Here is a 26406-nt window from a genome sequence, read left to right on the forward strand (position 1 = left end):
CGGGCTCCGATGCGAGGCGATGGGTCAGGGGCGACGGGCGATCAGGTCGATGAGGGCCGAACGGCCACAGTGGCCTGCGCCCTCCGAGACGTCGCTGTCGTGGCCTCTCAAATGCAGAATATCGAAGTCGGCGAAGGCGTCGCGGAGCAGCGCCTCGGTGTAGAGGTTCTCGACCTGCCCCGGGCCGCCCGTACCATAGGCGATCTGTTCCGGCCGATAGCCCTGCAGCAGGACCAGGCCGCCAGGCTTCACCGCCGCCTTCATACGCTCGAAGATCCGGTCGCGCCGGGCAGGCGGGGCGAACTGAATGAAGACGGCGACCACGACGTCGAAGGCGTCCTGCGGCCAGGCCCAGGTTTCGAGATCCGCCAACTGAGCGTCCAGCGCGACCCCGCGTCGCTTGGCCAGGGCGAGCGCCTTCTCGATCGCGCGAGGGGCGATGTCGGTGGTCGTGACGGTCAGGCCCTGTTCGGCGAGCCATACGCCGTTTCGACCCTCGCCGTCGGCGACCGCCAGCGCCGTCATGCCCGGCGTCAGTCGATCGATTTGGGCGGCCAGAAAGGCATTGGGGGCTTCGCCGAACAGATAGTCCTGACGGTCGTAGCGGGTGTTCCAGAAGTCGCGCGCGGTGATGGGGTCCATAAGGGTGTCTTTCAGATGATCAGGACGCTGGCGGGCAGGTCGGTCTCGCCGGGTGTATGATCGGCGAACCAGGTCTCCAGCGCTTCAACAGCGGATATGCCCAGCGTCTGGCGATCGCGGCCGTAGCGTTTGGGCACGCCCTGGGCGGTGATGAAGGCGACCCGGTAATCCCTGTCCGGCTCGATCGGGCGACCTCCGATCAGGAGGCGGTCGAGGCGCTGCCCCTTCGGATTCTCAAGCTTGACGAAAGCCGTCAGCCCCCGGCAGCGTTTGATATAGCCGCCCATCTGCTCATACGGGTCCGCGGCGAAGGTGCGCTCCAGATTCTCTTCGAGCATGGCCTTCAGCTCGGCTCCTGTCAGCGTCGTGCGCGAGATCGGGGGATTCATCGGCACGATGTTGTAGAGGTCGCCCAAGGTGACCGGACCCGGGGCGACCGGCGCGCCGTAGCGCCAGCCGTTAGAGAAGGCGACCTCGACCTCGGCTGCCGTGGCGACCGCCGCCAGAAGAACGTCGTCCATAGGCGCGCTGGCCATGGCGTAGCGATGCAGGGGCAGGGCCGTGCGGCCGACCACGCGCGCCAGACGCTCCCGCTCGGGAGCCAGGGCCGTCTCCACCAAGCCGGCGACGTGATCGTCTTCGGGGCCAGGGTCCACGGCAATGAGCCGATGCCGCCGCAGGGATACGCGGCCGTCTGCAATCTCCAGATCAAGCCGACCGACATAGGCGCCGTGGCATCCGGACTGGATAATCAGGGTGTCGCCGACGCGCGCCGGTTCGTGCAGGCGGTTATGGGTGTGGCCGCTCAGGATCACGTCGAGGCCCGGCGTTTCCGCGGCCAACTTCAGATCCTGTGGAAAGCCCAGGTGCGACAGCAGCACGACCAGATCGACCTTCTCCTCCCGGAGCCGGTGCAACTGCTCGCGGGCTTCGGCCACCCCCATTTCAAACCGCACGCCTTCGGAGAAGGCAGGGGGCATGGTCTTGTCGACAATAGGACAGGCCAGGCCGATCACGCCGATCCTCAGACCACCGCGCTCGAAGATGCGGCGCCCTTCGAACACCGGCGCGCCGTCGTCTTTGCGGAAGACGTTGGCGGCCAGAACGGGATAATCGAGCCTTGAAGCGAGCGCCTTGAATCCCGCAGGCCCATAGGCGAATTCCCAGTGCGCTGTCATGGCGTCGATCTTCAGGGCGTTCATGATCGGAACCAGCGCCTCGCCCCGGCTGGCGACGGCGACCCGCGTGCCGTGGAAGGTGTCGCCGTTGTCCAGGGTCAGGCACGGACCTTCGGCGCGCGCCTCTTCGAAGATGCGGGCGATGCGGGCGACCCCGCCCAGCCGCTCGAACCGCCAGCCGCCTTCGGTGCGCACCAGTTCGGGATGCGGCTCGAGGTAACCGTGCAGGTCGTTCAGCTGGAGCAGGGTCAGGTCGGTCATGGTCGGTCTCAGCGCAGCGGTTGTCCGGAACGAATACGACCGATCACGGCCTCCAGTTGCGCCTGGGGCATGCCGCCAGGGATCAGATTGCCGTTAATGATAAAGGCGGGCGTGCCCTGCAGGGCCAAAGCCGCCGCCTCTCGGCCATTGCGGTCCAGCACGGCGTCGATGTCTGCGCGGTGATCGGCCAGGTCCTGGTTCAGGCGCGCCATGTCTACGCCGGCCGACTGGACCAGACGCGTGATGTCCGCCTGGTCGGCGATGCGCGACGGCGACAGCATGAAGGCGTTATGGACGGCCTCATACTTGCCCTGATAGCCGGCGGCCAGGGCGGTCCGGGCGGCGGTCTCCGAGACGTCGCCGAAGATCGGCCAGTCCTTGTACAGGACGCGAACCTTGGGGTCCGCCTTCAGCAGGCCGTCGATCTCGGGCTGCATCTTCTTGCAGTAGGGGCAGTTGTAATCGACGAAGCCGATAATGGTCACATCGGCGTTCTCGGCGCCGATGAAGGGCGCGGCCGGATCCCGAAGCAGATCGTTGAAACCGACCTGGGCGATGGCGGGCATGTCCTGTCCAGAGGCGGCGGCAGGGCTGGCGGGCGCCGCGCCGTTGTCAGCGTCGGCGGGGCCGCAGGCGGCGAGCGCCAGAACGGCGGCGAGAGCGGGGGCGAAGGTGCGGTTCATGAATGCTCCGTGGGGCGAGGGGGTCAATGCAGACGCGCGATTTCGGTCGCGATCTGTTCGGGGGCGATTTCCCCCATGTGGGCCTTGGCTAGACGGCCGTCGGCGTGGAGGAACAGGGTCACCGGAATGCCGGCCGTGCCGTAGTGGCGCGGCACCGCCATGGCCTCGTCGAACAGGACATGGTCGAGCGCCAGTCCCTGGCTCTGGAGGAAGGCGCGAACGCCGGCCTCGCCCTCGCCCTGGTTGACGAAGAGGAAGCGCACGTTCGGATGAGCTTTCTCGGCCTGAGCCAAGGCCGGCATCTCTCGTCGGCATGGCGGGCACCAGGTGGCCCAGAGATTGATCACCGTGGGCCGGTCGCCCGGAGCGGAAAGGTCGACGGGCGGGCCGTCCATCGCCGCCAGCGTCAGGGCGGGCGGCGCCATGGGCTGCGTCGCCGACGCCAATTGATGGGCGGTCGTCCAAACCAGGGCGCTGGCCAGGACAGGCGCAATGGCCCAAGCGCGTTCGCGCGGGGTGCGCAGCAGCAGGAAGGTGGCCAGGATCACGACCGGCGCGACCCAGATCCAGCTGAACCCGCCCTGCCAGACCGCGAACGCCCGCCACGGGTCGGCGCCGAAATACTCCCAATGCGTCGCCACGTGACCGAGGCGGGCGGCCGCCAGACCGCCGAACACCAGAACGGTGCTCCACAGGTTGAAGCGCGGGCTGACACGGCTGGCCAGCAGTCCGGCGCCGATCATGAAGACGAATACGCCTGCGATGATGGCGAACCGTTCGCCCGACAGGACGAGCGGACCCAGGGTGATGGCGTTCATGCGGCGGCTCCGGCGCTCTGCAGGGCGGAGGCGACGTCTTCGGCTGACATCTCTCCGATCAACCGGCTACCCGGCGCTTCAGTCGCCGAAGGCGACAGGAAAATCATCGTCGGCGGCCCGACCACCCCGTGCCGCTCAAGAAGCGCGCGCGCCTCGGGGGTGCTGCGCGTGACGTCGACCTTGATCAGGTCGGTTTCCGAAAGGCCGGCGATCACGGCGGGGTCCTCGAACACCGTCCGCTCGATCACCCTGCAGCTGACGCACCAGTCGGCGGTGAAATAGACCAGGGCGGGACGTTCGCGGGCGCCGGCATCGGCGACGGCGCGGTCCAGCGCGGCCTGATCGAGCACGACCGCCGCGGTCTCCACCGGCGCGTCGGCTGTGACTCCGGCGGGACGCGCCAGGGGTTCGAGCGGGCGCCACGGGTCGTCCGCCCCGAGACTAAGTCCGACCAGCTGTAACAGGCCCCAGGTCGCGGCCGCCAGGCCGGCGACGCGGGCGACGCCGCTTCTCAGGTTTGGGCTGAGGGGCTGGAACAGGCCGAGGGCGGCAGCCAGACCGAGCGCCAGCGCCGCGCCGAGAACCAGCGTCGCCGTCGGCGGCAGGATGCGGCCGGCCAGCCACCAGGCCATGCCCAGGAAGATGAAGCCGAACAGCATCTTGACCCGGTCCATCCACGGCCCAGCCTTGGGCAGGAAGCGCGCGCCGACCGTGCCGAACACGATCAACGGCACCCCCTTGCCCAGGCCCAGGAAGAACAGGGCCGCCGCGCCCAGCCCAACGTCGCCGGTCTGGGCGATGTAGAGCAGGGCGCCCGCCAGGGGCGCGGTGACGCAAGGCCCCACGATAAGGGCGGAGACGAAGCCCAGACCTGCGGCTGAGGGCAGGGAGCGCCGCCCATCGCCGCCGTCGCGGGAGAGGCGGCTGGTCCAGGCCGAGGGCAGTTGCAGCTCGAAGCCGCCGAACATCGACGCGGCGAGGATGACGAAGACGACAGCGAGCGCGCCCACGGCCCAAACAGACTGGAGCGCCATCTGCAGGTTCTGTCCGGACCAGGCGGCCGCGACGCCCAGGAGGGCGAAGGCGATGGAGAGGCCGAGCACATAGGCGACCGAGAGCGTCAGGCCTCGGCGCGTACCGCGCCCGTCCACGCCGCGTCCGATGACGCCAGCCAGAATCGGATACATGGGAAAGACGCAGGGCGTGAAGGCCAGCAGCACGCCGAAACCGAAGAAGGCGAGGAGAACCCAGGTCGCCCCGCCCTGCAGCGCCAGACGATCGACGAAGCCCGGGTTGGCGTCCAGAGTGACCGCCGGCGATGATGCGACCGGCGAAGGCGCCGACGCGCCCTCCTGACTCGCAGCCGCGGGTAGAGCGTCAGGCGCCTGGATCGCCAGCATGGCGGCGGCCTGTGCGGTCTGCGCATCGGCCTCCCGCGCGGCCACGTCGGACTGCGGCCGGGTCGGCACGTCGATGGTGCGTGTCATCGGCGGGTAGCAGATCGAGTCCTCGAGGCAGCCCTGATAGGTGATGTTGACCGACGTCGGCTCGCCCGCCTGCGTCAACGTCCGGGCCGACAGGGTCGCGCGACCTGCATCATGCCAGACGTCGACGACGCCGAAGCCCGGATCGTCCTTGGTTTCACCAGCGGCCAGTTCAAGCAGCAGCGACTGTTTCCCGCCCGGCGTGCTGGCGACGGTGTGATCGCGATAGAGATAGTGGCCGGGCGCGATGTCCCAGGCGAAGGCCAGGTCGCCGTCAGCCTCGCGCGTCACCGTCAGGGCGAAGGCCTTGTCGGGCGAAAGCGGAGCCTGACCCAGAGCCGAACCCGGCAGGGCGAAGGACAGGATTGCGAGAGCGGCGGGCAGCAGTCGGCGGAAAAACCTCATGGCCATCTCGTCGGCAAGCGAGCTTAAGTCAGGCTTAAGCCGGAGCTTGCACGTCACACCGCATGAGATTGCTCGCCATAGAAGACGATCCCGTTCTCGCCGACGGTCTGCAGGTCGGGCTCAGCGCTTGCGGCTGGACGGTCGAGGTCGTCGGGCGGGTGGAAGACGCCCTTGCGGCGCTTGAGAGTTCGGCGTTCGATGCGGTCGTGCTGGACCTGGGCCTGCCCGACGGCGACGGACTTTCGGTGCTGCGCTTTGTTCGCGAGCGCGACATGGATGTCGGCGTGGTCGTCTTGTCGGCGCGCGACGACAGTCGGGACCGCATTCTGGGTCTGGACGCCGGCGCAGACGACTATGTCGGCAAGCCGTTCGATCTCGACGAACTGGCAGCGCGATTGCGCGCGGTGCGGCGTCGCCTGCTTGGACGCTCGACACCCGCCTTGCGCCACGGCGGGGTGACCGTCGATCCCAAATCCCGCCTGGCTTGGCGTGAAGACGGTGACCTTCCCCTTTCGAGACGTGAGTTCGCCATTCTGGAAGCCCTGATGGAACGACCCGCGCAGGTGCTGTCGCGCAGTCAGTTGGAAGAACGGCTCTACGGCTGGCAGGAGGAGATCGGCTCCAACGCCGTAGAGGTGCATATCCACTATCTACGGGCCAAGTTGGGAGCGGGCTTTATCCGCACCGTGCGCGGCGTGGGATACACCCTGCAATGAGCTCGATCCGCCTGCGTCTGTTCGCCACTCTCGCCCTCGTGACCGCTCTGGTCTGGGGCGGCGCCGTCTTCTGGGTCGAAATCCAGACCCGGGCCGAAGTGCAACGGGTGCTGGACCGCCGCCTGATGGAATCGGCTCGTATGGTCTCTTCCCTGATGCAGGCCGGAAGCGTCCGTCCAGCGATCCAGGCCCCGGACACTGGGGCGGCCGATGTTTACGACCGTCAGCTCTCCTGCCAGATCTGGTCGCTGGAAGGCGATCTGATTGGTCGGTCGCAAAGCGCGCCTGCCGAGCGATTGTCCGAAGGAGCGGACGGGTTCTCCGAACGTACGATCCGGGGCGAGCGCTGGCGCGTCTACACGGTGCACGACCGTGACGCCGGTTTCAGGGTCATGGTCGGGGACAATCTGGCTGTCCGCGAACATTTGGTCGGTAATGTCGTCACCGCCTTGATCGGTCCAGCAGTCCTCGGCCTGCTGGCGCTGGGTGTGCTGATCTGGTGGTCGGTCGGACGGGGGCTCGCGCCGATCCGGCAAATGACCCGCAGTCTTGCGGTACGGGACGCCGAGGATCTGACCGCGCTGGACGTATCGCCGGACGCTCGCGAACTCCGTCCCTTTGCCCTGGCGCTGAACGACCTGATGTCACGCCTTGGCGCAGCGCGGCGTCGCGAGGCCGAATTCACAGCCGCCGCCGCGCACGAGTTGCGTACGCCTCTGGCAGGCTTGCGCGTCCAGGCGCAGATTGCGGCGTCGTCTTCGGACCCTGCCGTTCGAAGCCGCGCGCTGGAGCAAATCCAGACTTCCGTCGATCGCACCGCCCGCCTCGTCACAGGACTGCTCGCCCTCGCGCGCGAAGACGACATGCCGGTCGGTCTAGAGGATCGCCGTTGGGTGTCGCTTCGTTCGCTGTTTGCAGGAGCGGAGGGGGATGGTCGGGTGACCTTCGTCGAAGGTGACGCGCTGCTCCACGTGGATCCGGATCGCTTCAGTGCAGCGGCCGCCAATCTCCTCGCCAATGCGCAGGCGCACGCGGCATCCTCGATCCTGATCAGCTACGATCCGACTTCGGGACGCTTGATCGTCGAGGACGACGGACCGGGGGTGGCCTTCTCGGATCTGCATCGGTTGGGCAGGCGCTTCTTTCGCGCGTCCAATGCGCCTTCAGGGGGAAGCGGTCTGGGCCTCTCTATCGTCCTCGCGACTGTGAAGGCCCATGGGGGGCAGGTGCAGTTTCTGCGATCGGCAGGTGGGGGCCTTCGTATTGAGGTGACAATTCCGGAGCAAGCGCAAGGACCAATGCATAACTCAGGCAAGCCGGTCGATTGACGAATATATCGGCATGCCGCGCCTTAAGCTAAAGCGCCCGCTAAGGTTCGATGACGGCTGTCGAAGCCGGCGCTGGCCGAATGTCCGCTTCAGGCCTGCCAACCAATGTCCGCTGCTGGCGCTTTTAAGATGTCAGCGGGAGTCACCTAGGATGAGGGTGTCCGCAAATCCTCCCCCGACTGCGGATCGGCGTGACCCTGACCACGCCCCGGAGAAGACGGCTTTTCTTCCCGCCGCTCAGAACGGCGAGACGGCGGTGTCGATTCGTTCGACAAGCATTCGGAACAGGTGGGCGGTCTCGCTGACATAGGCTTTGGTGAAGACGGTGAGTCTCTCGTTGGCCTTGTCGCGGCCGTTGCGGTGGACACAGTCATGCCGGTGCTGGATCGCGGTGAAGAGCTTTTCGCGCTGGTCCTGATCCTTGAGAACTTCGATCTCCAGGGCGGTGCGGTAAAGCACATCGACCTTGGCGAGGTTGTGATACCGGATGTCCGCCAGATAGGCGCTGACGCGATCGCGGATGAGTTCGGGGCTGGCTTCGATCTCCGCCAGGGTGAACTTCTCCTTGGCCAACTCCCTGTCGCCGGCGAGCAGTCGGCCCAGCGGTTTCGGATCGGCGAGCACCGCCTTGAGCAGGGTGTCGCCGAGAAACGCCTCCAACGCGGCGACGTGCTGGGAGAAGACCATCCGGTTCAGCAGGGCGCCGCCATCGTCCGAGCCATGGGTCTCCAGATAGGCTTGGGCCTGTTCGAAAGACTCCTTCCAGATCGAGAACGGATCATCGGGAAGGACATAGTCCGACCAGTCGTCTTCCTCGGGCGAGTAGAAGGCGGTGTCCGCCGAGACGTGGGTCTCCGGGTGCTCCTTGAGGGTGACTTCGCAATCGCCCGCGCTGTTGATCACATAGGCCTCGAAGAGCGAGGCGCAGACCGGGCACTGCACCTCCGTTTCGCCCTCGGAGTTCAGGTCCGACATGCGTTCCGCCCCACCCCAGTCCGGTTCGGGAACATCGACGGCCGTGGACGCATAGGCCGCGCACTGCGGGCAGGTGAACTGGACGTGCGTCTCGAAGCGCTGGCTCACGGGTCTGGTCCTCCGGCATTGCCGCACCTCCGGGGCGCGGATCGGTCCCAACTAGCGCGGCGGAATGCAAACCTCGAGCCCCAGGCCGTGTGCGTCGCGTGGAGGACGCCGAAGCGGCGTCGCGTGCGTCCCCATGCTGAAGCGTCAGCCCCAACCGGAAGGGTGAGCAGTAGTCTTGAAGATGAAAAGACGCTGAAGCGCCTCGGTTACATGCAGAAACCCGCAACATTATTGCGGGATGACCGCAACCTTATCGCGTGCAGAATATAACCTTGCATTGTGTGAAAAATATTTGCAGTATTCTGAGCAATCGGACCGGCTCCCCCCGTTTCCCGGTCCGCCCAAGACAGTGTTGAGGGCGTCATGCAGGCTTTCGAACCCCGCGATCCCTATGGGGCCGCTCTGGGGGCTGTACAACGGTTTGCGGCTGCCGGACGGTTCCTGCCGGGCGAGCCGATCGTGGTGACGGACCTGGCGGCCGAGGTCGGGCTCAGCGCCACGCCTGTGCGGGAAGCCCTGGCATGCCTCGCCGGCCAGGGTCTGATCGAGCGCCGTCGGGGTCGCGGCTATTTCTATCCCGCCCTCGACGCCGCCGAGATCATTGATCTGTTCGAGCTCCAGCTCGCCTACCTTAATGCCGCCCTGACCCTCTATCCCCGCGGGCTGACACCGTTGCGCAAGGCTGTCGTCGCCGTCGATCCCCTGGCCGGCGTCCAGGCGCTCTTCGACGCCGTCATCGCACAGTCCTCGAACGCCGCCCTGATCCTGGCGCACCAGCGCGTCGTCGATCGGTTGAAGGCGGTGCTCACGGCGGAACGCGGCCAGGACGACAGCGACGGAGCGATGGTCCGGACGATGGTTTCGATGATCGTCGAGGGTCGCATTCCAGACCTGCTGGGTCAGCTTGACGCCTATCATGAGCGGCGATGCGCGCGTGTCCCGGCGCTTATGTCCGAGGCCCGCTGATCTCCCCGCGCATCGTCCGCGTCCGGCGCAGCCGGGCCGGTCTGACCACCACTGAGCACCAGGGCGACCAGGGCGCCGGCCGCGCCGATCCGACGGTCATGGTAGCGATCCAGGGCGATGCCAAATCCGGACGCGGTTTCGTCGGCGTAGGCCGCATAGAGGGCTTTCGCCTCAGCGCCGAGGTCGTCGAACAAGACCGCCTCGAGCCGTCGCACGAGATCCAGTTGCCCGCTGACCTTCCGATACGCCTCGCAGAGGACCTGGTTGCCTGCACTGCAGACGATGGCGGCGAACAGCCGATCCACGGCCACGAGGGGGGTAGCCGCCTCGAACGGCGGCGCGGGCGGCCGCAGCGATCCAAGGGCCCGGACATTGGCCTCGACGGCGATACGCACATAGTGGGCCTGCATGGCGTAGCGGTCGCGGGCGGCGGCGGCGTCGAGCCGCAGGGTGACGTATCCGCCCGAGGCGGCGCGCTCGACGAGACCTTCTCCGCTGAGACGCGCCAGGGCCTCGCGGACAGGGGTGGTGGACAGGTTCAGCCGAGCGGCCTCGTCCTGGACGATGACCGGCGCCCCGCCGGCCAGAACACCCAATTGAATCCGTTCCCGCAGGGATGTGAGCGCCTGGGTGAACGGGTCGCGGTTACGCGCCATGACCAGATCCCGATCTTCCCGGCGCCCCCGCCGGCTCCTGATCGTCCGTCGCTCTATCGTTCCCCACAGAGGCGAAACCGTCTGCGAAAATCTTCGTCGGGAACGCCGCCATACGGTTGTATCGCGCCCGCCGCTTTTTTGCGGGTCGGCCACCTGATTCCGCAATCATCGAAAAAAGTCGCACACGCCAGCATTGATCGGACTGGCCGAACACAGCACCTTTGGAGGAGAAAGGTCGAACGCCTATGCCGCCCGATCCACCGGAAAAGTTGAGTGATGCACGGCTGATCGGCCTGGCGGCGCGGACGGTGCGCCGCGCCCGCAACATGACCGCCCAGCAGGTGGCGACGGCGATGAACCTGCCGCTGCGGACCTACGAATATTTCGAGGCGGGATCCGGCCGGGTGAACCTCGACTATGTCCACCGCTTCGCCCTGGCGACCAACTGCGATCCCTGGTCCCTGCTGTTGGGACCGTCGCTGGGCTCGGTGGAGTTCGCCCGCCAGACGGCCGACACCAAGTTGATGCTCATCTTTCTCATCGCCCTGGGCGAGTTCGTCGGGGCGATGGGCGATCGCCTGCTGACCTTGGATCCGCGTGCGCTGATCGAGGCCTTCACCGACACCTTCCGCCGGCTCGAGGAAGAAAACCGGATCAAGAGCGAGGAGACCGAGGCATGGCTGGACGCGGGCCGCGACCGTCTGGCGGGCAAGCCGCCGGAAGACGAGGGTTGAACCGCCGCAGCTGAAATACACGACAGATATAGATTGCCACCCTGCCCGGGCCGGGCGCTCCATGACCTGCCGCATTCCGCGGCGACAAGCGAATGGAGGCTACCATGACCAGCACCGTTCAGATTCGACTGATCGGCTTCGGACCCGTCACCGCCCTTACCCGGGGCGCGATCGTCGGGCCGCCGCTGGAGATCGAAGAGACGCCGTTCGACGGCGTAGCCTGACGGCAGGGACGAGCGTCGCTCGCGGCGCTCGTCTTTCGCCCACATCCGCTCCATACGCTTCCGCCGCCCGACGTCCGTCGCGGCGGCTTTCTTGCGACTGACGCTCTGAACCGAAGCCCCAGCCGCAACCCCAAATACACGACAGATATAGATTGCAGCCCGAGGCCCACGAGCGGCTCCATCAACAGCCGCAATCCTGCGGCGTCACAAACCAGGAGGCTCTCATGACTGGCATCCCCCCCATCCGACTGATCGACCTCGGTCCCGTCAGCGTTCTCACGAGAGGCGCGCTCATCGGCCCGCCGCTGGAGACCGAGGAAATGCCGTACGACGGCGGGGCCTGATGGCCCGGGGACGAACGCCGTCCGGCGCTCGTCCCTCGCCGCCGCGTGTGTGCACCATGCAGAACCAAATCTCCGATCCCATGCCCTCACCCGAGCCGGAGGGCGTTGTCGCCTACCTCTCGCAACATCTGCATTTCGCGGTCGTCGACGAGGACGTCATTGTCCTGGACGAGCGGACAGACGCCTACAGCTGCCTGCCCGGGGCCGGCGCAGTGATCCAGGTCCATGGCGAACGGATCGTCGGTCCCAGGTCGGTCATCGCCCAGCTTCGTGAGGGCGGCTTTCTCGGCGATCCAGGTCCAGCCCGAGTGAGGGCGCCGCCCGCGCCCACACGAGCGCTTCCCCTTGCAATGTCATCTGAGCTGAACCTGATCGCAGCAACGCGGTTCTGGTGGTCCTGGTGGCGCGAGGGACGGCGGTTTGAGTCCAGATCCCTCGCAGACCTTCTCGCCACCCATCGCCGACGCGCCCGATCTCCAGGTCTTCCGGACGTCGAGATCGCGAGACTAACGTCGACCTTCGTCCGGCTTCTTCCCTGGGCTCCTGGACAGGGCGCCTGCCTGTACCGCGCCCACCTTCTGCGAACCCTTATCCGGGACGCGGGCGGGGACGCGCAATGGGTGTTCGGCGTTCGCACCTGGCCCTTCGCCGCCCATTGCTGGCTACAGGTCGGGGACGCGGTCCTCGACGACGAACCGGATCGTGTCGGCGTCTACACCCCGATCATGGTGATCTGACGTGGGGCATTTTCTGCATCTCGCCTGGTCGGACACCAGCCGCGTTGATCTGGCCAAGGCCCTCGTCGCCAAGGCTCAGGTGGAGGGCTTCACCCCGATCCAAATCATGGACCAGGCCTGGCTTGGAGTCCGCGGGCCCAGACCACCGAGGCTTCATCAACCCGGAGGCGACGATCTTATTGTGCTCGGCGATCTGTTCGATGCTCTCGACAACGATCAATGCGCGATCCCTAGGCGCGGTGAGGACGCGGATCGCGCCCGCGCTCTGATCCGTCGACACTGGGGGCGCTATATCGGGCTATTCAGGACCCCCCGTGGTCAAGTCCGGCAGATCGTCCGGGACCCGTCGGGCGCCCATGAATGTGCGGCGTGGCGGCGTGAGGGCGTCCAGATCGTCACCTCTGAACTTTCCGACTGGCTGATGGCGCTGGCGGCGCCCCCGGTGCAGATCGATTGGGATCGGATTGGCGGCCTCCTGCGTGATCCGATCAATGCGACCGCCGCCAGTCCGCTCATTGGCATCCGGATCGCCGAAGCCGGCGATCTAACGGATCTCAATGCTGAGCGAGTTACTCCGCTCTGGCGGCCGGTCGACTTTACCGACGCCGTTACGACGGATCCGAAGGAGGGGGCCGCGAGCCTTAGGGATCGGATTGATGGCTGCCTCGCGGCGTTCGCCAGCGTCGTTGATCGGCCGGGCGTTGAGGTGTCCGGCGGACTCGATTCGGCGATCGTCGCGGGGTCCTTCAAGGCGGCGGGCGCTTCGCCAAGGCTCTGGTTCAACATGTTCGGCCCGTTTGCCGAAGGCGACGAGCGCCGGTTCGTTCGCGTCCTGGGGGATCGCCTCGGATTCGAACCGCACTGCGTCCAGAGGGCGGTCAAGGCGATGACGATGGAGGGGTTCGACATCACCGCAAAAGGACCGAGACCTGGCGTGAATGGCCGGGATTATTCCTTCGACGCCGCCGTCGCCTCAGCCTGTCTGGCTCATGGGGTCGACGGGCTGCTGACGGGAAAGGGCGGCGACGGCGTCTTTTTCCAGATGGGCGTCCCGGAGATCTTCGTCGATGTGCTCCGCGAGCGCGGGATCAGAGCGGTGTTCAGCCCTGCTCTGCCAAAACTGGCGAGGTGGACGCGGCGCTCGACCTGGTCACTCCTGAAGACCGCCATGACGACTCCCAGGCGATTTCCGCTCGATCGGTCGGCCAGGGCCTTGTCGATCTTCAATCCCGACAGCGTGTCACCTCCAGGCGACCAGGCGCTGCACCCTTGGCTAAAGGGTCTGGAGGCCGTCCCGCCGGCCAAACGCCTTCAGGTGGAGTCCGTGGCAGCCGGCCTCGCCTACCAGAGCCAATGCCGACGGACGGAAGCGGCTGATCTGATCCATCCGCTGCTTTCTCAACCGGTCGTCGAGCTGGCCTTGGGGCTGTCCGTGCCCCTCCTGACGGATGACGGTCAGGCCGACCGGAGACTGGCGCGAGCCGCCTTCGCCGATCGCCTGCCGCCGGAGATCCTCCACCGTCGGTCCAAGGGCGAGATGACCGCCTATTTCGGACGCCAGGCCGCCGCCAGCCTTCCCTTCCTGCGAGAGTATCTGCTCGAGGGTCGGCTCGCGTCGCGCGGGATCATCGACCGGGCCAGGACCGAGGCTTTGCTCGACGTCGATCGTCTGCTCTGGAAGGGCAGCGTGCCGGATTTCACGATGGCGGCGGTGACGGAGAGCTGGATTCGACGCTGGGAGGCGATCGGGGCTGCGGCGTGACGGCTGGCACCCGCGCACCCGCGCCGAGTGTGCGGTCGAGGAAGATCACGATCTGGGCGTAGAGATCGCGGATGTTGTCCGGGCTCCAGAGGTGATGGCCTTCGCCCCAGTAGGTGAGGAGCCGCGCATCCTTGTTTTGACGCCAGAGCGCCGAGAACATGATCTCCGACTGGGTGCTTGGCAGAAGGTCACGGTCTCCATGAACGAGGAGCACGGGCGCGGTGATCCTGTCCGCAGCAAACAGGGGACTGTTACGCACATAGCGGTCGGGCGCGGTCCAGGGCGGGGCGCGCATGCGCCCCTGGCTCTCTTCGGCCCAGCCGATGCGTTGGCGGAGCGACAGGCCAAACTCGGGGTTGTCACGGTTGGACGGCGAGAATTCGCCCCACGCCGTTGCGAGATCCGACAGGCCGGCCACGGCGATGATGGCCTTGAACCGATCCGTTTGGGTGGCGGCGACCAACCCCACATAGCCTCCGAAGCTGTGGCCCCAATGGGCGATCCGGCCGGGGTCCAGATCCGGGTACTGGGCCAGGGCGGCGTCCACGACCGCCAGGACGTCCTTCGCGTAGTCCTCCGCCGGCTCCTTGTCCCGGTCGAGGGCGAGGACTGGGATAAGCACGGCGTATCCGCCTCCGACCACAAGGTGGGGATTGGCCCAGGCGTTGAGCGTTGCAGGTTCAGCCGGCGGGGCGGCGGGGCCTCCCGGATAGGACAGGACGACGAGAGGCGTCTTCTCGCCCTGCCAGCTGCGGGGGCGATAGAGCCAACTCGTGCGCTCGCGGCCGTCCGGGCCGAGGTGACGCACCGGCTCGGGCGGCGGGAAATCGACCTCGGCCAGGTATTGGTTGATCGTTGCGAGGGTCCTTGGAGGACGGCCTGGCTGCTCCAGTCGCAAGCGCTGCACGCCGTTGTCGACCGAGCGTGTGATGACGCCCAAGGCTCCCGCGTACACTCCGAACCGCGCGTCTTCTTCGACGACCTCAACCGCGGGATCGAGTCCGGGCCGCAGGACGGCGCCGGCCGGCGTTCGCACCGCGAACCAGGACCGGCGCGGGGGCGAGTTGCGTTGATGGCGCTGCGAGTCCAGGTAGCCCGCCCCGTCAAAGCCGCTCAAAGTTCCTGCGGCCGCCGCCAATGGGTCCGCTTCGCCCGCAGCGGTCACCGCCCAGGGCCGGCCACCCGCGAGGAGTAGAAGGCGCTCACCGTCGATTGCGCCGATCTCGGACGAGGGCTGGGCCAGAGCCTCTGTCAGGTTGACCGGCCCGCCAGCGCCGAGCCGGTGCCAGTCGTCGCGCGCCGTCGACGGAGATCGTCCAAAGAGGATCGGACGGTCCCCGAGCCAGTCCGCATAGACGGTATTGAAGGCGGCGACCCCCCCGCCTGTGTAGGGCTTGAGGTCGCCCAGCGCATATCGCTCCGCCGCGCCGGTCGTCGGGTCGAAGGCGACGAGATCGCCTGCCGTCCAGCCGGCCGAACCCCGCGTCCAGACCAGCAGTCGGTTTGAGAGGGGGGACCAGCTGAGGAGGCTGGGTGCGACGTCCGCCTCGCCCAGGGGCGAGGACAGGTCGCCGGTTCTCAGGTCGCTGAGGCGGAGACGCCGCTCGCGGTCGATCGCCTGGGGCTCAAAGGCCCCGGCGGGATCAAAGGGGGCTGCGGCGCCCGTCTCGACCAGTGCCAGGTGGTCGCCGTCCGGGGCGAGTTCGAGGTCGTAGAACCGGCCGGCGGCGACCGTCGTGAACCGGCCGGTCGCCACATCCAGGCGAACCGCTTGGTTTTCGGGCATCTCGGGCATGTCCGCGGCGAAGGCGCCGCTGCCGAGCGTGGTCCGTTGCGCCGGCCCGCCAGCCTCCGTTGCGCGCCAGCGGGCGGCGAGGGCCCTTACGCCACGTCCGCCGCTGTCGAGCCATTGGGGGAGGGACCCATCAGGTCTGATCAGCAGGACAAGCTCGTCGTCCGAGCGCCACTGCGCCGCCTGGCCGAAGGTCGACAATTCCGGAGTCGGGGCGAACCATCGGACGGTCCGCGCTGGCATCTCGACGACCCCGGCCTGCCAGCGGCGGTCGCGCAGCCGGAAGACCAGAAGTCTGCGCCCGGATGGCGACCAAGGGCCGAGCACATGGCCGTCGCCCTCGCTTTCCGCCAGAAGCCGGCCGGCCGGCCGATTCCCGGCGAGATCGACCACCTCGAGACGGCTGACGGTCCAGGGATTGCGCAGACCGAACGCGAACGCGGTCGCGGACTCATAGGCTGGACGGTGCTCGAAGATGGCCCATCGCCCTGTGGGATCGACGGTTGCATTACCGAATGACTCGGCGGCGAGCATGTCATCCACCCGGTAAGGTCGGCGTGGGCTCAATGCCGCCGGCGGCGAGACGGCATCAGCGGCGACCGTCACGCCGTCCTGCACCATGGATCGCGCTGATGTTGGGATGGTCAGGCCCGCCGCCAGGGCGGCGGCGAGCGAAACAGCGAGAATGCTACGGACAGGCGCGCGCCACCTGGCGGACGCCGTCGGGCGTCCGCTCACAGTCGAGTTTGACATGGCGACCTACCAGCGCTTGATCAGCTGGAAGGCGGCCACCCGGCCCAGCGGCCCGGCCTGACCCGGGTCGAAACCAAAGCCCTGAGGCGAATCGTAGAAGGGCGGATCCGCGTCGAACAGGTTTTGGACCGTCAGGGCGACCTCGATCCCTTCGGCCAGGCCGCGCCCGACGCCCGCCCAGCGAACCTGCAGGTCCGCCGTGGTGAAGGCATCGATCGTCCGTCCAGCGACATCGCGATAGTCGGAAGCGTGGTTGACGCCGATCCGCGTCGACCAGTCACCGCGAGTCCAGGTCGCGGCGGCCTGGGTGCGCAGATCGACAGGGAAGCCGACGAGACCCAGGACATCCTCGCGGGTGGCGACGGGCGTCACACGCCGGCTGTAGTCCAGCAGATACGAGGCCGAAACCGAGAGACCGAAGGCGTTGTCACCCAGGGCGAAGTCGAAGTTGGCTCCGAGGTCGAAGCCCTCGACGGAGAGCTCGCCCGTGTTCGCCCATCGGCCGTCGAGGATCACCGAATAGGCCGACGCCGGATAGAGACTCGGCGACGTGAAGCGAGGGTCCGCCAGGAAGGCCTGGACGCGCGCCAGATCGGCGGGGTCGCCCGGTGTCAGACGCGTGACGAAAGGGGCCAGGCTGGGATCGACGAGGATGCTCGTGATGTTCTCAATCGCCGGTCGGCCGATCTTGTTCTCGAACCGGATATCGAAATAACCCGCACTGAAGCGCAGCCCGGGGCGCGGCGCCCACTCCATGCCGACCGTCAGACTCTCGGCGGTCTCAGGCTCCAGATCCGTATTGCCGCCGGACTGCAGGATGGCCACGCGGCTGACGCCTGAGTCGGCGACCGTCAGAGGACCGAGCTGCACACGATCGAACACCTCGGTGAGCGCGGGCGCCCGAAACGAAGTCCCCCAGCTCGCGCGAACCGTGACCGGCTCGGACGGCTGCCAGATCAGGCCGATCTTGGGGTTGGTGGTCGAGCCGACGTCGTCATAGTGCTCGGCGCGGCCGGCGAGAGTGAGCTCGAGACGCTCGATCCCCGGCAGGGCGTTTGCGGGGCCGACCAGGGGAATTCGCGCCTCGGCGAAGACCGCGCCGATGTCACGCACCTGGGGATCGCCGATGGTGACGACCGGCGCGAGGCCTGAGGCTAAGTTGCGACTGCGACGGTTGAACGCTTCGCGCCGGAACGCCGCCCCCACCGCAATCCGCAGATCCCCGCCGGGTAGAGTCAGGGGCGATCCATCCAGCATCAGGTTGGCCGAGCTGATCCGGCTACGATAACGGGACCAGGTGTAGCCCTGAGAGATGAAGTCGAGAACCGCCTCGCCGTTCGCGTCGCCTGATCCGAAAGGATTGAAGTAGCCGTCCCGCAGCGCGCTGTAGGGCGTAGCGAGATTGTCGGCGGTGTTTCCGAGCGCCTCGGCCAGGAAGGTGCTGTTCAGCTGATTGTCCGTGCCGCCCTCGCTCAGCTCCTCGGCGAAGGCGCCGTAGGCTTCCAGCGTCCAGTCTCGAGGCAGTGCGATCTCGATCCCGGTGGTGCCGCCCAGGCTTCGCGAGACGCCATAGCTTTCCGTCGGGCCCAGGTCGCCGATGAAATTGTAGGCGATCAGGTGAGAGGCGGCGCCCGTCGGCGAGACGAAGAAGGGGTTGGCGCGGCCGACGGTGAGGATGCTGACAGGGGCCAGGTTCGCGTACTCATAGGCCCGCCGACTGAAGCGCGCGTCCGCCGAGATTTCCACATGCGAGCCGAGGGTCTGTCGTACGCTGGCGTAGGCGCTGTGACGCTCCTGGAGCGGGAGGATGTCGACGCCTGCCCGACGATTGCCGAGATTGGCGCCGCCGGTCTCGAAGTCGGCCGGAGTTCGCGCCGTTCCGTCCGGCCCGGGCCGGATCGCATAGGTGCTGCGATAGGCGCCGCGCGCGGCGTCGAAGACCACGATACTGCCGGGCGGCCCATAGAAGCTGCGCCGGTCCGTCCCGCCCCAGGGCCTGAGGTCGCCTGTCGCCGTGTAGTCCCGGTCGGCTGAGTTCAGGGGAGACTGATGCTGGTACTCATAGGACAGGAGCGCCGACCCGCCCTGCCATCGCGTCCCGACGAGATGAGACGCCAGCAGGTCTTCGCCTCCGCCTCGGGCCGCTGAGGCGCGCAGTCGCGTCTCCTGCCCCTCGTAGGTCCGCCGAAGGATGACGTTGACCACGCCGGCGACGGCGTCGGATCCATAGAGGGCCGAGGCTCCGTCGAGCAGGACGTCGACACGCTCGACCGCACCGCCGGGGAGCGCGGAGACGTCGGCGAACTCACCCTTCATGCCTGTACCGGCGAGACGTCGCCCGTTGACCAGCACCAGCGTGGCGTCGGCTCCCAGTCCCCTCAGATTGACGCCCGTCGCCGTCGCCGTGTTGCTGCCGAGGGAGTCGGCGCCGAGCAGCAGGCTGTTGGGCGTGGCGTTGCCGGAATAGGACTGCGGCAATCGGACCAGCGCATCGGCGACCGTGGCGTCGCCGCGTCGGTCGAGCTCCCCACGCGAGATGACCGTGACCGGAGACGGGGACCTGCCTGGCCCCCGCAGCAGCGTGCCGGTCACGATCACCTCGTCGATCTCGGTCGCCTCCCCTGGGTCCGCCTGGGCGTTGATCGATCGGCGCAGTACGATCACGCCGGGACGACTGCGCGACCAGCGGATGCCGGTGCCTGCCAGCAGCCGCTGGAGCGCGGCCTCGGGCGGGTGACGCCCCGCGACGCCCTGTGTGCGCAGCCCGGCGACGAGATCGGCCGTGTAGAGCAGTTGCACATTGGCCTGTCGGGCGTAGGCGACGAGGGCGGCGTCCAGCGCCCCTCCGGCGATATCAAAGTCGCGGGCTGCACCGGCCGGACCGGCCTGGGTCTGGGATCGCGGGGGCTGAGCCGTTTGAGCGCGCGCGTCCGGCGCCAAGGCTGCGGCGACGATGGGCAGGAGCGCGACGCCGGCAAGCAGGCTTCGGGTGCGGATGGTCATGAGCAAGGTCCCCTCCGACGCAAGGGCGCGTCGAACAGGAGACGAAAGGACGCCGGCTCATCTGAGTTGAGAGCCGAAATTATTATCCGCCGACGGAGCGCGCCGTCAGTCGGACGCGGCCGTCGGCCTCCGCTTGGGCCGTCAGGTCGAACAGGTCCGCCACGGCGGCCACGAAGGCCTCGCGATCGCCGGTGGCGAAGACGCCGTTGACCGGGACCGCGGAGATGCGGCGGTCCGCCAGAACGATCTTGTCCGGGAGATAGCGATTGACCTCGGCGATCGCCTCGCCGAGCGGCGTGTCCCGGAAGACCAGACGGCCCTCGGACCAGCTGGTCTCGACGGCCGGATCCACCATGACGGGGGTTGCGTCGGGACGGACCGTCCGCACCTGCTGACCGGGAGCCAGACGCCACTGGCCCGCTGCGGTCCGTGCGTCCGTGACCGCGACCGCGCCCTGGACCAGGGTGACCTGGGCTCCGACGGCCTCGCGCCGCACGTCGAACACCGTCCCCAGGGCGGTGACCTGTGTGCCCCCCGCCTCGACCCGGAAGGGCCGCGCGGCGTCGTGGGCGACGGTGAACAGGGCCTGGCCCTGCTCCAGCACGATACGGCGTTCGCCGGAGGCGAACCGCACGCGCAGGCGCGTGTCGGTGTCCAACTGTACGCGGGTGCCGTCGTCGAGGGCGACGGTCCGCCGGCCCCCGACCTCGGTCTCGTAGACGCCCCGGTTCGGCAGCCAGAAAAGAAGGGCGACGGCGATCGCCGCCGCGGGGACAAGCGCCAGCGCGGCAGGGATGAGGCGTTGGGATTCCGCGCGGCGCGCCCGGGGCTTTGAGGCCCGGAGCGTAGCCTGGGTCAGGGCCTGAATGTCGGGGTCCGACGACAGGGATCCGGTGGTTCGCCACAGCGCCTCGACCTTGCGATAGGCCTCGGCGTTGCCCGCCGTTTCGCGCCAGGTCTTGAACGCATGGAGCGTATCGGCCGACACGGGGCGCTCCCCGAGGCGGACGTGCCATTCGGCGGCTTCACGGTCCGCAGCGCCGACCGCGCTTTGCGGGTCGCTCATGGCGTTCCCCATCGGCTACAGCCGCAACTGGGCTGCGCAGTGTTCGAGGGCCTTACGCATCCGCCACTGAACGGTGGTGACGGGGAGGTTCAGACGCTCGCCTATCTCCTGATACTCCAGATGGGCGAAACGGCTCAAGACAAAGACCTCCTGCAGATTGGGCGGCATCGACAGAACGATCTGCTTGAGGAGGACGGCATCGATCTGGGCCGCCGGATCCGCCTCCGGATCCGCGCCGACCCGATCGCTCGACGCCAGGGGACGCGGCCCTCGGCGGCGGGCCCGGTCGATGACGAGATTGTCGACGATCCTGAGCAGCAGCGCCTTGGGGTGTTCGATCCGCCCGTCGCGGCTGTAGGGCGCCGCGCGCAGCCAGGCTTCCTGGGCGAGATCCTCTGTCTCGTCTCCAAAGCGCTTGCGCAGACGTCCCTTCAGCCAGCCGGAATAGGCGCGATAGAGGTCGTGGAGGCCGGCGTCGGCCGCCTTGTCTCCCACACCTCCAGTTCGATCCGACACGGGCTCGCCTCCAGATGACGAGGCGAGCCCGGCCGAAGCACCGGGTGTTGAGACCATGCTTGAGGCATGCGCCGACGCCTTTAGCCTCCAGGGGCTTGTCCCGGAGGCCTGGACATACGCGCCGGCCACGCCGCTGCCGCGGAGCGAAGATATCGAATGATCGTCTCAAGCGAGGTTCTCACGCCTCGACGCCACCCGAGGGCGACGCACCCAAAGCTTGAATCAAGGGCGCGGGGTTTGCAAGCGGGGTGAACGAACGGCTTTGTCCCCGTTACCGACATTGCGGAGCCCTGCCCACTAGTTGATCCATGGACGTGCAACCTGATCTTCGCCAGCAGCAGGACATGGACAGTGATGGCTCTGCGAGGGCAGCTCATAACCTATAATATGACCCGGCTTTCGGGGGCTTATTATATGTTGGAGACGAGGTGCGACCCCGCTGTGGACGCAAGGAGTGAGCCCGCCAGAGGGGCGATGCGCCGTACGGCAAGAAGCCCATCTCTGTCGGAGAAACGTCGGGATGACGATTTATGAGGGCCTCTGCGGCCGCGACGGAGTCACTCGTTATGCCGCGCTGGTTCAGAAGGGGGCCTAGGCAACGGTAATGCCATCTCAAACGAGAAGGACCGCCCTTTTGCACTCCTCCCGAAGGCGGATCGTGTGGCGGCCCGTGACGCCGTTCAATTAGCTGGCCGGCGGTTAGGTTCAAGTGAAAAGCGCCGCGGCTCAGCGCCCCGATGACAGGAAATTGCGGCACAGCTTATCATGTCGTCTGTCGGGGTGGGCAACCGGAGCGGGATAACGAGATACGAATGCGCGGGTAGCCAGGGACATCAGGTGCTCACGGCACCCTTCAGGCCAGCGATCCGCTCTTCACAGCTCCGGATGACCAGATCGCGCAGGTTTCGCGCGCACGCCGAGATCGCGTCCAGGTCCTCTGCGCTGACGTCGTACTGGTCTGAGTATCGGGCCTCGACATAGGCGCGCTTCAGGGTTTCGAAGCGTCGCTTGTCGATGCGCTGCTCTCGCGGCCAGGCCTCCACAAGGCGTTTGTCGACGTCTTCCGCTAGGGAGCGGAGGAATTTGATGTTGTGGGATCGCGGGAAGTAGAACGTGTGGACCAGCAGGAAGCAGATGTAGGCGCGTTCAGCGGCCTGATGAAGATTGTATGCTGCGTCCTTCCTGTTGCTCCGGCCAATGTAGAACTCAGCACCAGCAAGCGACTCTTCGATCTTCAGATACCACGTATTGAAATATTGCTCCGCCATCTCGACGGCGTCCTTGGGTGTCATCGGTTTGGGCACAGCCAACGGATGGCCCGGCAACTCGTAGAGCATGACCCCGTCGCGGGCGATGTCGGTCCAGAAGTATTCGCCCCGACCCAGCGCCTGGTTCACCTCGGCCAGATCGTGGACGATGATATTGACGATGCGGCCGACGGACGGGTCGCGCAGGATCCGGTTCTCGGCTTCCCACCAGTAGTCGGCGATATCGGTCAGTTTCGGATGGCTGACGATGATGAGCAGGTCGAAGTCGGACAGATAGCCGTTGTCCGGCTCATCGACCCAGTCGTCGCGAGCATAGCTGCCGAACAGGATGATCTTCAGGACCTGTCCGCCCTTGCGCCATTCCGACGTACCGCCGGCCCCTTTGCGGAGGGCGGCCTCGAACTCGGTCAGCAGCGTCGTGCGGACCTGCGCGAGCTCCTGCTGCTGCCGTTCGGGGAGGTGATTGAGGACCGTCTTCATCGCGACAAGTCTAGCGAGAAAGCCCTGGTTTGCGCACCTGTTTTAAGGTCAAGGCAACACCGACGCGGGGGAGCGCGGCCGAATCGCAGGTCAAAAGGCTACCTTTGACTCGATGCAGCGGTTCGCAACGTCTGCTTTTGGGTGACGTCAACGGGGGGCTCGGACCTTCGCTGTGACGTGATGGTGTGGACGACCTCCACCTGACCAGCTTTTCTGGGGTGTCGTCATCAGGGACGTCACGTCTAGGAGCGGTATCATGCAGACCATCGCTGTCGTCGGGCTCGATCTGGCGAAGACTGTTTTTCAGGTTCACGGAGTTGGGGCTGACGGCACTGTCGTCGTGAGGCGGCAACTGCGACGCGGCCAGGTCTTGGGCTTCTTCCAGTCGATCGGCCCCTGCCTCGTCGGCATTGAAGCGTGCGCCTCTGCCCACCATTGGGCGCGTGAGCTGATGGCGATCGGCCACGAGGTGCGGCTCATGCCGCCAGCGTATGTGAAGGCCTATGTGAAGCGCGGCAAGACCGACGCCGCCGACGCTGAGGCAATCGCCGAGGCCGTTACACGGCCGACCATGCGGTTCGTGGCCGTGAAGTCCAAGGCGCAGCAGGCTGTGTTGATGCTGCACAAGACCCGGGATCTCCTGGTTCGCCAGAGAACGATGCTGATCAACGCTCTGCGGGGCCACCTCGGAGAGTTCGGCATCATCGCCCCTCAAGGCCCGGCGGGGGTGCAGGCGGCTCTCAGGGCTCTTCGGGAAGAGGAACAGGATCTGCCCGATCTGGCGCGTGCCGCGCTGGGAGGCCTGGCAGACCAGCTTGACCATCTCGGCGCAGAGATCGGACGATTGGAACGCCGGATTCTTGAGTGGCACCGCCAGGATGAGACGAGCCGGCGGCTAGCGACCATCCCGGGCATCGGGCCGATCACCGCCAGCGCCATGGCCGCCAGCGCGCCGGATCCGACGCTGTTCAAATCAGGCCGGCAGTTTGCGGCTTGGTTGGGGCTCACCCCACGCGCCAACAGTAGTGGCGGAAAGGAACGCCAGGGCGGCATCAGCAAGATGGGCGACAGCTACCTTCGACGCCTTCTGGTCGTTGGGGCGACGGCTGTCCTGCGAATGGCCCGCCAGCGAGGACGCGAGGGCTGGGTGGGCAATCTGCTCGAACGCAAAAAGCCCAAGGTCGCCGCCGTAGCCTTGGCCAACAAGACCGCTCGCATCGCCTGGACCCTGATGGCGCGACAGGAGGACTACAGGCCCATGACGGCATAGAGATCGGCCCGGTCTTCACCAGGGACCGACGCCGCAGACGAAGAGTGGTGAGACGTGATGACGAACCGGCCGCAGCCGGGGACAGGTGAAACCCAGGGGGTCAGAGCGCCTTGAGCGCGTTGACGTGATTAGGGAGCCCGTCCGCGGACTTCATCAAGGCCAGCAGCGCACACAGCTGCATCAACAGGCCGAACACATGACTGCACTCGACCGAGCGCCAACGTCGTTTTCACTCTTGCGTCTGGGAGGTCGTCCACACATGACCCCCGTTTCTCATCCAGCCATAGCGAGAGTCCTCGGTTGATCTGAGCCGTGATTGGCTGGGGTGGCAAGAGGCCGGTCTGCGCAGCCATCAACCAGCGCAGCAGACCGGCCGCTGCGTCCGGTGAGCGCCTGGGCGTAGGCCTTCGGGGTCAGCCAGCCGAGCTTCGAGTGCGGCCGGGTTTCATTGTAGTCGCGCCGCCAGGCTTCCAGCACGACCCGTGCATGCGGCAGGGAGCGGAACAGCGTCTCGTTCAGCAGTTCGTCGCGCAGCCGACCATTGAAGCTCTCGTTGAAGCCGTTCTGCTGAGGCTTGCCCGGCGCGATGTAATGCCAGCCCACGCCGGCGTCGTCGGCCCAGGCCAGGATGGCGTTCGAGGTCAGCTCCGTGCCGTTGTCGCTGACGATGGTCCCCGGACGCCCGCGCTGCTGGATGATGACGTCCAGCTCGCGCGTGACCCGTTGGCCCGATAGCGAGGTGTCGGCCACCAGCGCCAGGCACTCGCGGGTGCAGTTGTCGATCACGGTCAGGATACGGAAGCGGCGGCCGTCGGTGAGCTGGTCTGACACGAAGTCGAGCGACCAGCGCTGGTTCGCGACCAGCGGCGTCTCCAGCGGACGTCGCGTGCCCATGGCCCGCTTTCGACCGCCGCGCCTGCGCACCGTCAGCCTCTCCTCCCGATAGATCCGCTGGACCCGCTTCTTGTTGACCGCATGCCCCTCGCGCCGAAGCATCACGTGCAGGCGTCGATAGCCGAACCGCCGACGCTCCTGGGCCAGGGCCTTCAGCCGGTCACGCAGGACGCCGTCATCCGGCCTTGTGGCCCGATAGCGAACGCTAGCTCGATCGGTGCCCAGCACCCGGCACGCCCGCCGCTCGCTCATCTCGTAGACCGACTGCAAGTGCGCTGCCGCCTCTCGATGCGCAGCGGGCGTCACCACTTTTTTCCCAGCAGATCCTTCAGCGCGACGTTGTCCAGCATCGCGTCCGCCAGCATCCGCTTCAGCTTGGTGTTCTCGTCCTCCAGCGCCTTCAGACGCCGAGCCTCCGACACGTCCATGCCGCCGAACTTGGCCTTCCACTTGTAAAAGGTCGCCGAGCTGACGCCGTGACGCCGGCAGACCTCCGCCGTCGCAACGCCCGCCTCCTGCTCACGCAGGATCCCGATGATCTGCTCTTCCGTGAACCGTGATCGCTTCATTCTGTCCGTCCTTTCAAGGGGCGGACTCTAGCTATTCCTGGAGGAGTTTCAGGGGGTCACGTCAAGGGAATACGCGCCCGTTTCATCGTGGACACGCCCGCCGCGAGCGCTTCATCGATGCTCTTGAAGACCCGTCGCGGCTGATGCTCATAACCGCTCTGTCTGGTGGTGAAGACGACATAGGCCTGACCGGGGGCGAGATTGCAGAGCCCGCGAAGCTGATCAAGGTCCACCACCACTTTGTCGTTGGGGTCTTCATGACGCTTGGTCGTCTTCGACATCATGCTCAATGTCGCGATGACGAAGGCGACGCCTAGAATGATACCGATGAACGTCATCATGGTTTGCAGTTCCCCGCCCGCCCCTCGACCACCCGCATCATCGCATATTCGAGAAAGCTCTTCTGAGCATTCGCCTCAGCCCCATCCGCTGTCTGATAGGCTTCACCAGTGGTGGCGCGCCCCACTCTGATTGCAAAATCGTAGCTGTCGGCACGGTATAGGCTGACGGCCTTTAGAACCTCGCTCTCGCAAGCTTGAACGACAGCACGGGCGACGATGTCAGCAGCGTCTTTCGAGGGTGCGAGACGATAGGCATTGCGATGCAGGCACGCTTCGGCATTGATTTTCGTCCACGGGAGCGTGTCGGACATTTTCAGCATCTCGACCGGATCGGCGACAGTCGTGGGTTCGAAAATCGCCTGACAGATCGAGTTGGACTGGCCGCATCCGACCAACGAGAGGGCCAAGAGTCCAACAAAACACTTCCTCATCC

22 protein-coding genes are annotated in these 26406 nt (G+C 66.7%); 7 read left to right on the top strand and 15 right to left on the bottom strand.

Annotation, left to right across the window (positions count from 1 at the left end):
• Positions 1-24 precede the first annotated feature (24 nt).
• From JX001_RS05085 to dsbD, 5 genes are read right to left on the bottom strand one after another with little or no spacing between them, the layout of a single operon-like run.
• Positions 25-642 carry an SAM-dependent methyltransferase gene (locus JX001_RS05085; RefSeq protein WP_241004766.1) on the bottom strand — a complete coding sequence of 206 codons (618 nt, stop codon included), beginning with the start codon at positions 640-642 and terminating at the stop codon, positions 25-27.
• 11 nt (positions 643-653) lie between these two features.
• Positions 654-2081, bottom strand: a complete 1428-nt coding sequence (locus JX001_RS05090) for a bifunctional metallophosphatase/5'-nucleotidase (protein ID WP_205682559.1) — start codon at positions 2079-2081, stop codon at positions 654-656.
• Between the two features lie 8 nt (positions 2082-2089).
• Positions 2090-2764, bottom strand: a complete 675-nt coding sequence (locus JX001_RS05095; protein ID WP_205682560.1) for a DsbA family protein — start codon at positions 2762-2764, stop codon at positions 2090-2092.
• Positions 2765-2787: 23 nt separating this feature from the next.
• On the bottom strand, positions 2788-3582 hold the full coding sequence (locus JX001_RS05100; RefSeq protein WP_205682561.1) for a TlpA disulfide reductase family protein: 795 nt from the start codon (positions 3580-3582) through the stop codon (positions 2788-2790).
• Positions 3579-5471, bottom strand: coding sequence for a protein-disulfide reductase DsbD (gene dsbD / locus JX001_RS05105; RefSeq protein ID WP_241004767.1), 1893 nt, complete (start codon positions 5469-5471; stop codon positions 3579-3581). The genes JX001_RS05100 and dsbD overlap by 4 nt, the downstream gene beginning before the upstream one ends.
• A 62-nt stretch (positions 5472-5533) precedes the next feature.
• On the opposite strand from dsbD, the gene JX001_RS05110 reads away from it, so the two are divergent.
• Together JX001_RS05110 and JX001_RS05115 are read left to right on the top strand one after the other, a co-directional pair.
• On the top strand, positions 5534-6187 hold the full coding sequence (locus tag JX001_RS05110; RefSeq protein WP_205682563.1) for a response regulator: 654 nt from the start codon (positions 5534-5536) through the stop codon (positions 6185-6187).
• The gene (locus tag JX001_RS05115; protein ID WP_205682564.1) at positions 6184-7515 is read left to right on the top strand and encodes an ATP-binding protein; all 1332 of its coding nucleotides are present in this window, start codon (positions 6184-6186) and stop codon (positions 7513-7515) included. The genes JX001_RS05110 and JX001_RS05115 overlap by 4 nt, the downstream gene beginning before the upstream one ends.
• Positions 7516-7752: 237 nt before the next feature.
• Here the strand turns inward: JX001_RS05115 and JX001_RS05120 are convergent, their stop codons facing one another.
• Complete coding sequence (locus JX001_RS05120) at positions 7753-8598, bottom strand: hypothetical protein (protein WP_205682565.1); 846 nt, start codon at positions 8596-8598, stop codon at positions 7753-7755.
• A gap of 363 nt (positions 8599-8961) precedes the next feature.
• On the opposite strand from JX001_RS05120, the gene JX001_RS05125 reads away from it, so the two are divergent.
• On the top strand, positions 8962-9564 hold the full coding sequence (locus tag JX001_RS05125; RefSeq protein ID WP_205682566.1) for a GntR family transcriptional regulator: 603 nt from the start codon (positions 8962-8964) through the stop codon (positions 9562-9564).
• On the opposite strand, the gene JX001_RS05130 is transcribed toward JX001_RS05125, so the two are convergent.
• On the bottom strand, positions 9513-10220 hold the full coding sequence (locus JX001_RS05130; RefSeq protein ID WP_205682567.1) for a GntR family transcriptional regulator: 708 nt from the start codon (positions 10218-10220) through the stop codon (positions 9513-9515). The two genes, JX001_RS05125 and JX001_RS05130, sit on opposite strands and share 52 nt — an antisense overlap.
• 245 nt (positions 10221-10465) lie before the next feature.
• Between JX001_RS05130 and JX001_RS05135 the strand changes: the two genes are divergently transcribed.
• The 3 genes from JX001_RS05135 to JX001_RS05145 all read left to right on the top strand — a co-directional run bounded on the left by JX001_RS05135 (position 10466) and on the right by JX001_RS05145 (position 14021).
• Positions 10466-10954 carry a helix-turn-helix domain-containing protein gene (locus tag JX001_RS05135; RefSeq protein WP_205682568.1) on the top strand — a complete coding sequence of 163 codons (489 nt, stop codon included), beginning with the start codon at positions 10466-10468 and terminating at the stop codon, positions 10952-10954.
• 624 nt (positions 10955-11578) lie between these two features.
• Positions 11579-12259: a lasso peptide biosynthesis B2 protein gene (locus JX001_RS05140; protein WP_205682569.1), complete on the top strand. Its 681-nt coding sequence runs from the start codon at positions 11579-11581 to the stop codon at positions 12257-12259.
• Position 12260: 1 nt separating this feature from the next.
• On the top strand, positions 12261-14021 hold the full coding sequence (locus JX001_RS05145; RefSeq protein WP_205682570.1) for an asparagine synthase-related protein: 1761 nt from the start codon (positions 12261-12263) through the stop codon (positions 14019-14021).
• On the opposite strand, the gene JX001_RS05150 is transcribed toward JX001_RS05145, so the two are convergent.
• From JX001_RS05150 to JX001_RS05170, 5 genes are all read right to left on the bottom strand, one after another.
• Positions 13957-16434 carry a S9 family peptidase gene (locus tag JX001_RS05150; protein ID WP_205682571.1) on the bottom strand — a complete coding sequence of 826 codons (2478 nt, stop codon included), beginning with the start codon at positions 16432-16434 and terminating at the stop codon, positions 13957-13959. The two genes, JX001_RS05145 and JX001_RS05150, sit on opposite strands and share 65 nt — an antisense overlap.
• A 138-nt stretch (positions 16435-16572) precedes the next feature.
• Positions 16573-19569, bottom strand: coding sequence for a TonB-dependent receptor (locus JX001_RS05155; RefSeq protein ID WP_205682572.1), 2997 nt, complete (start codon positions 19567-19569; stop codon positions 16573-16575).
• An 82-nt stretch (positions 19570-19651) separates the two neighbouring features.
• Positions 19652-20635, bottom strand: coding sequence for a FecR family protein (locus JX001_RS05160; RefSeq protein ID WP_205682573.1), 984 nt, complete (start codon positions 20633-20635; stop codon positions 19652-19654).
• Positions 20636-20650: 15 nt separating this feature from the next.
• Entirely contained in the window at positions 20651-21151 is a 501-nt protein-coding gene (locus JX001_RS05165; RefSeq protein ID WP_241004768.1) for an RNA polymerase sigma factor, read from the bottom strand.
• Between the two features lie 833 nt (positions 21152-21984).
• On the bottom strand, positions 21985-22899 hold the full coding sequence (locus JX001_RS05170) for a HEPN domain-containing protein (RefSeq protein WP_205682575.1): 915 nt from the start codon (positions 22897-22899) through the stop codon (positions 21985-21987).
• A gap of 256 nt (positions 22900-23155) precedes the next feature.
• Here JX001_RS05170 and JX001_RS05175 point away from each other — a divergent pair, with 256 nt between their 5' ends.
• Positions 23156-24169 carry an IS110 family RNA-guided transposase gene (locus tag JX001_RS05175; protein ID WP_205681960.1) on the top strand — a complete coding sequence of 338 codons (1014 nt, stop codon included), beginning with the start codon at positions 23156-23158 and terminating at the stop codon, positions 24167-24169.
• A gap of 273 nt (positions 24170-24442) precedes the next feature.
• Here the strand turns inward: JX001_RS05175 and JX001_RS05180 are convergent.
• The 3 genes from JX001_RS05180 to JX001_RS05190 all read right to left on the bottom strand — a co-directional run bounded on the left by JX001_RS05180 (position 24443) and on the right by JX001_RS05190 (position 26380).
• A protein-coding gene (locus JX001_RS05180) for an IS3 family transposase (RefSeq protein ID WP_205682576.1) occupies positions 24443-25632 on the bottom strand; the annotation gives its coding sequence in 2 pieces (ribosomal slippage) (positions 24443-25380 and positions 25380-25632; 1191 coding nt in all).
• Between the two features lie 56 nt (positions 25633-25688).
• Positions 25689-25973, bottom strand: coding sequence for a hypothetical protein (locus JX001_RS05185; protein WP_205682577.1), 285 nt, complete (start codon positions 25971-25973; stop codon positions 25689-25691).
• Complete coding sequence (locus JX001_RS05190; RefSeq protein WP_205682578.1) at positions 25970-26380, bottom strand: hypothetical protein; 411 nt, start codon at positions 26378-26380, stop codon at positions 25970-25972. The genes JX001_RS05185 and JX001_RS05190 overlap by 4 nt, the downstream gene beginning before the upstream one ends.
• Between the last annotated feature and the right edge of the window lie 26 nt (positions 26381-26406).

Source organism: Brevundimonas fontaquae, assembly GCF_017086445.1.
GTDB classification, from domain to species: Bacteria; Pseudomonadota; Alphaproteobacteria; order Caulobacterales; family Caulobacteraceae; genus Brevundimonas; species Brevundimonas fontaquae.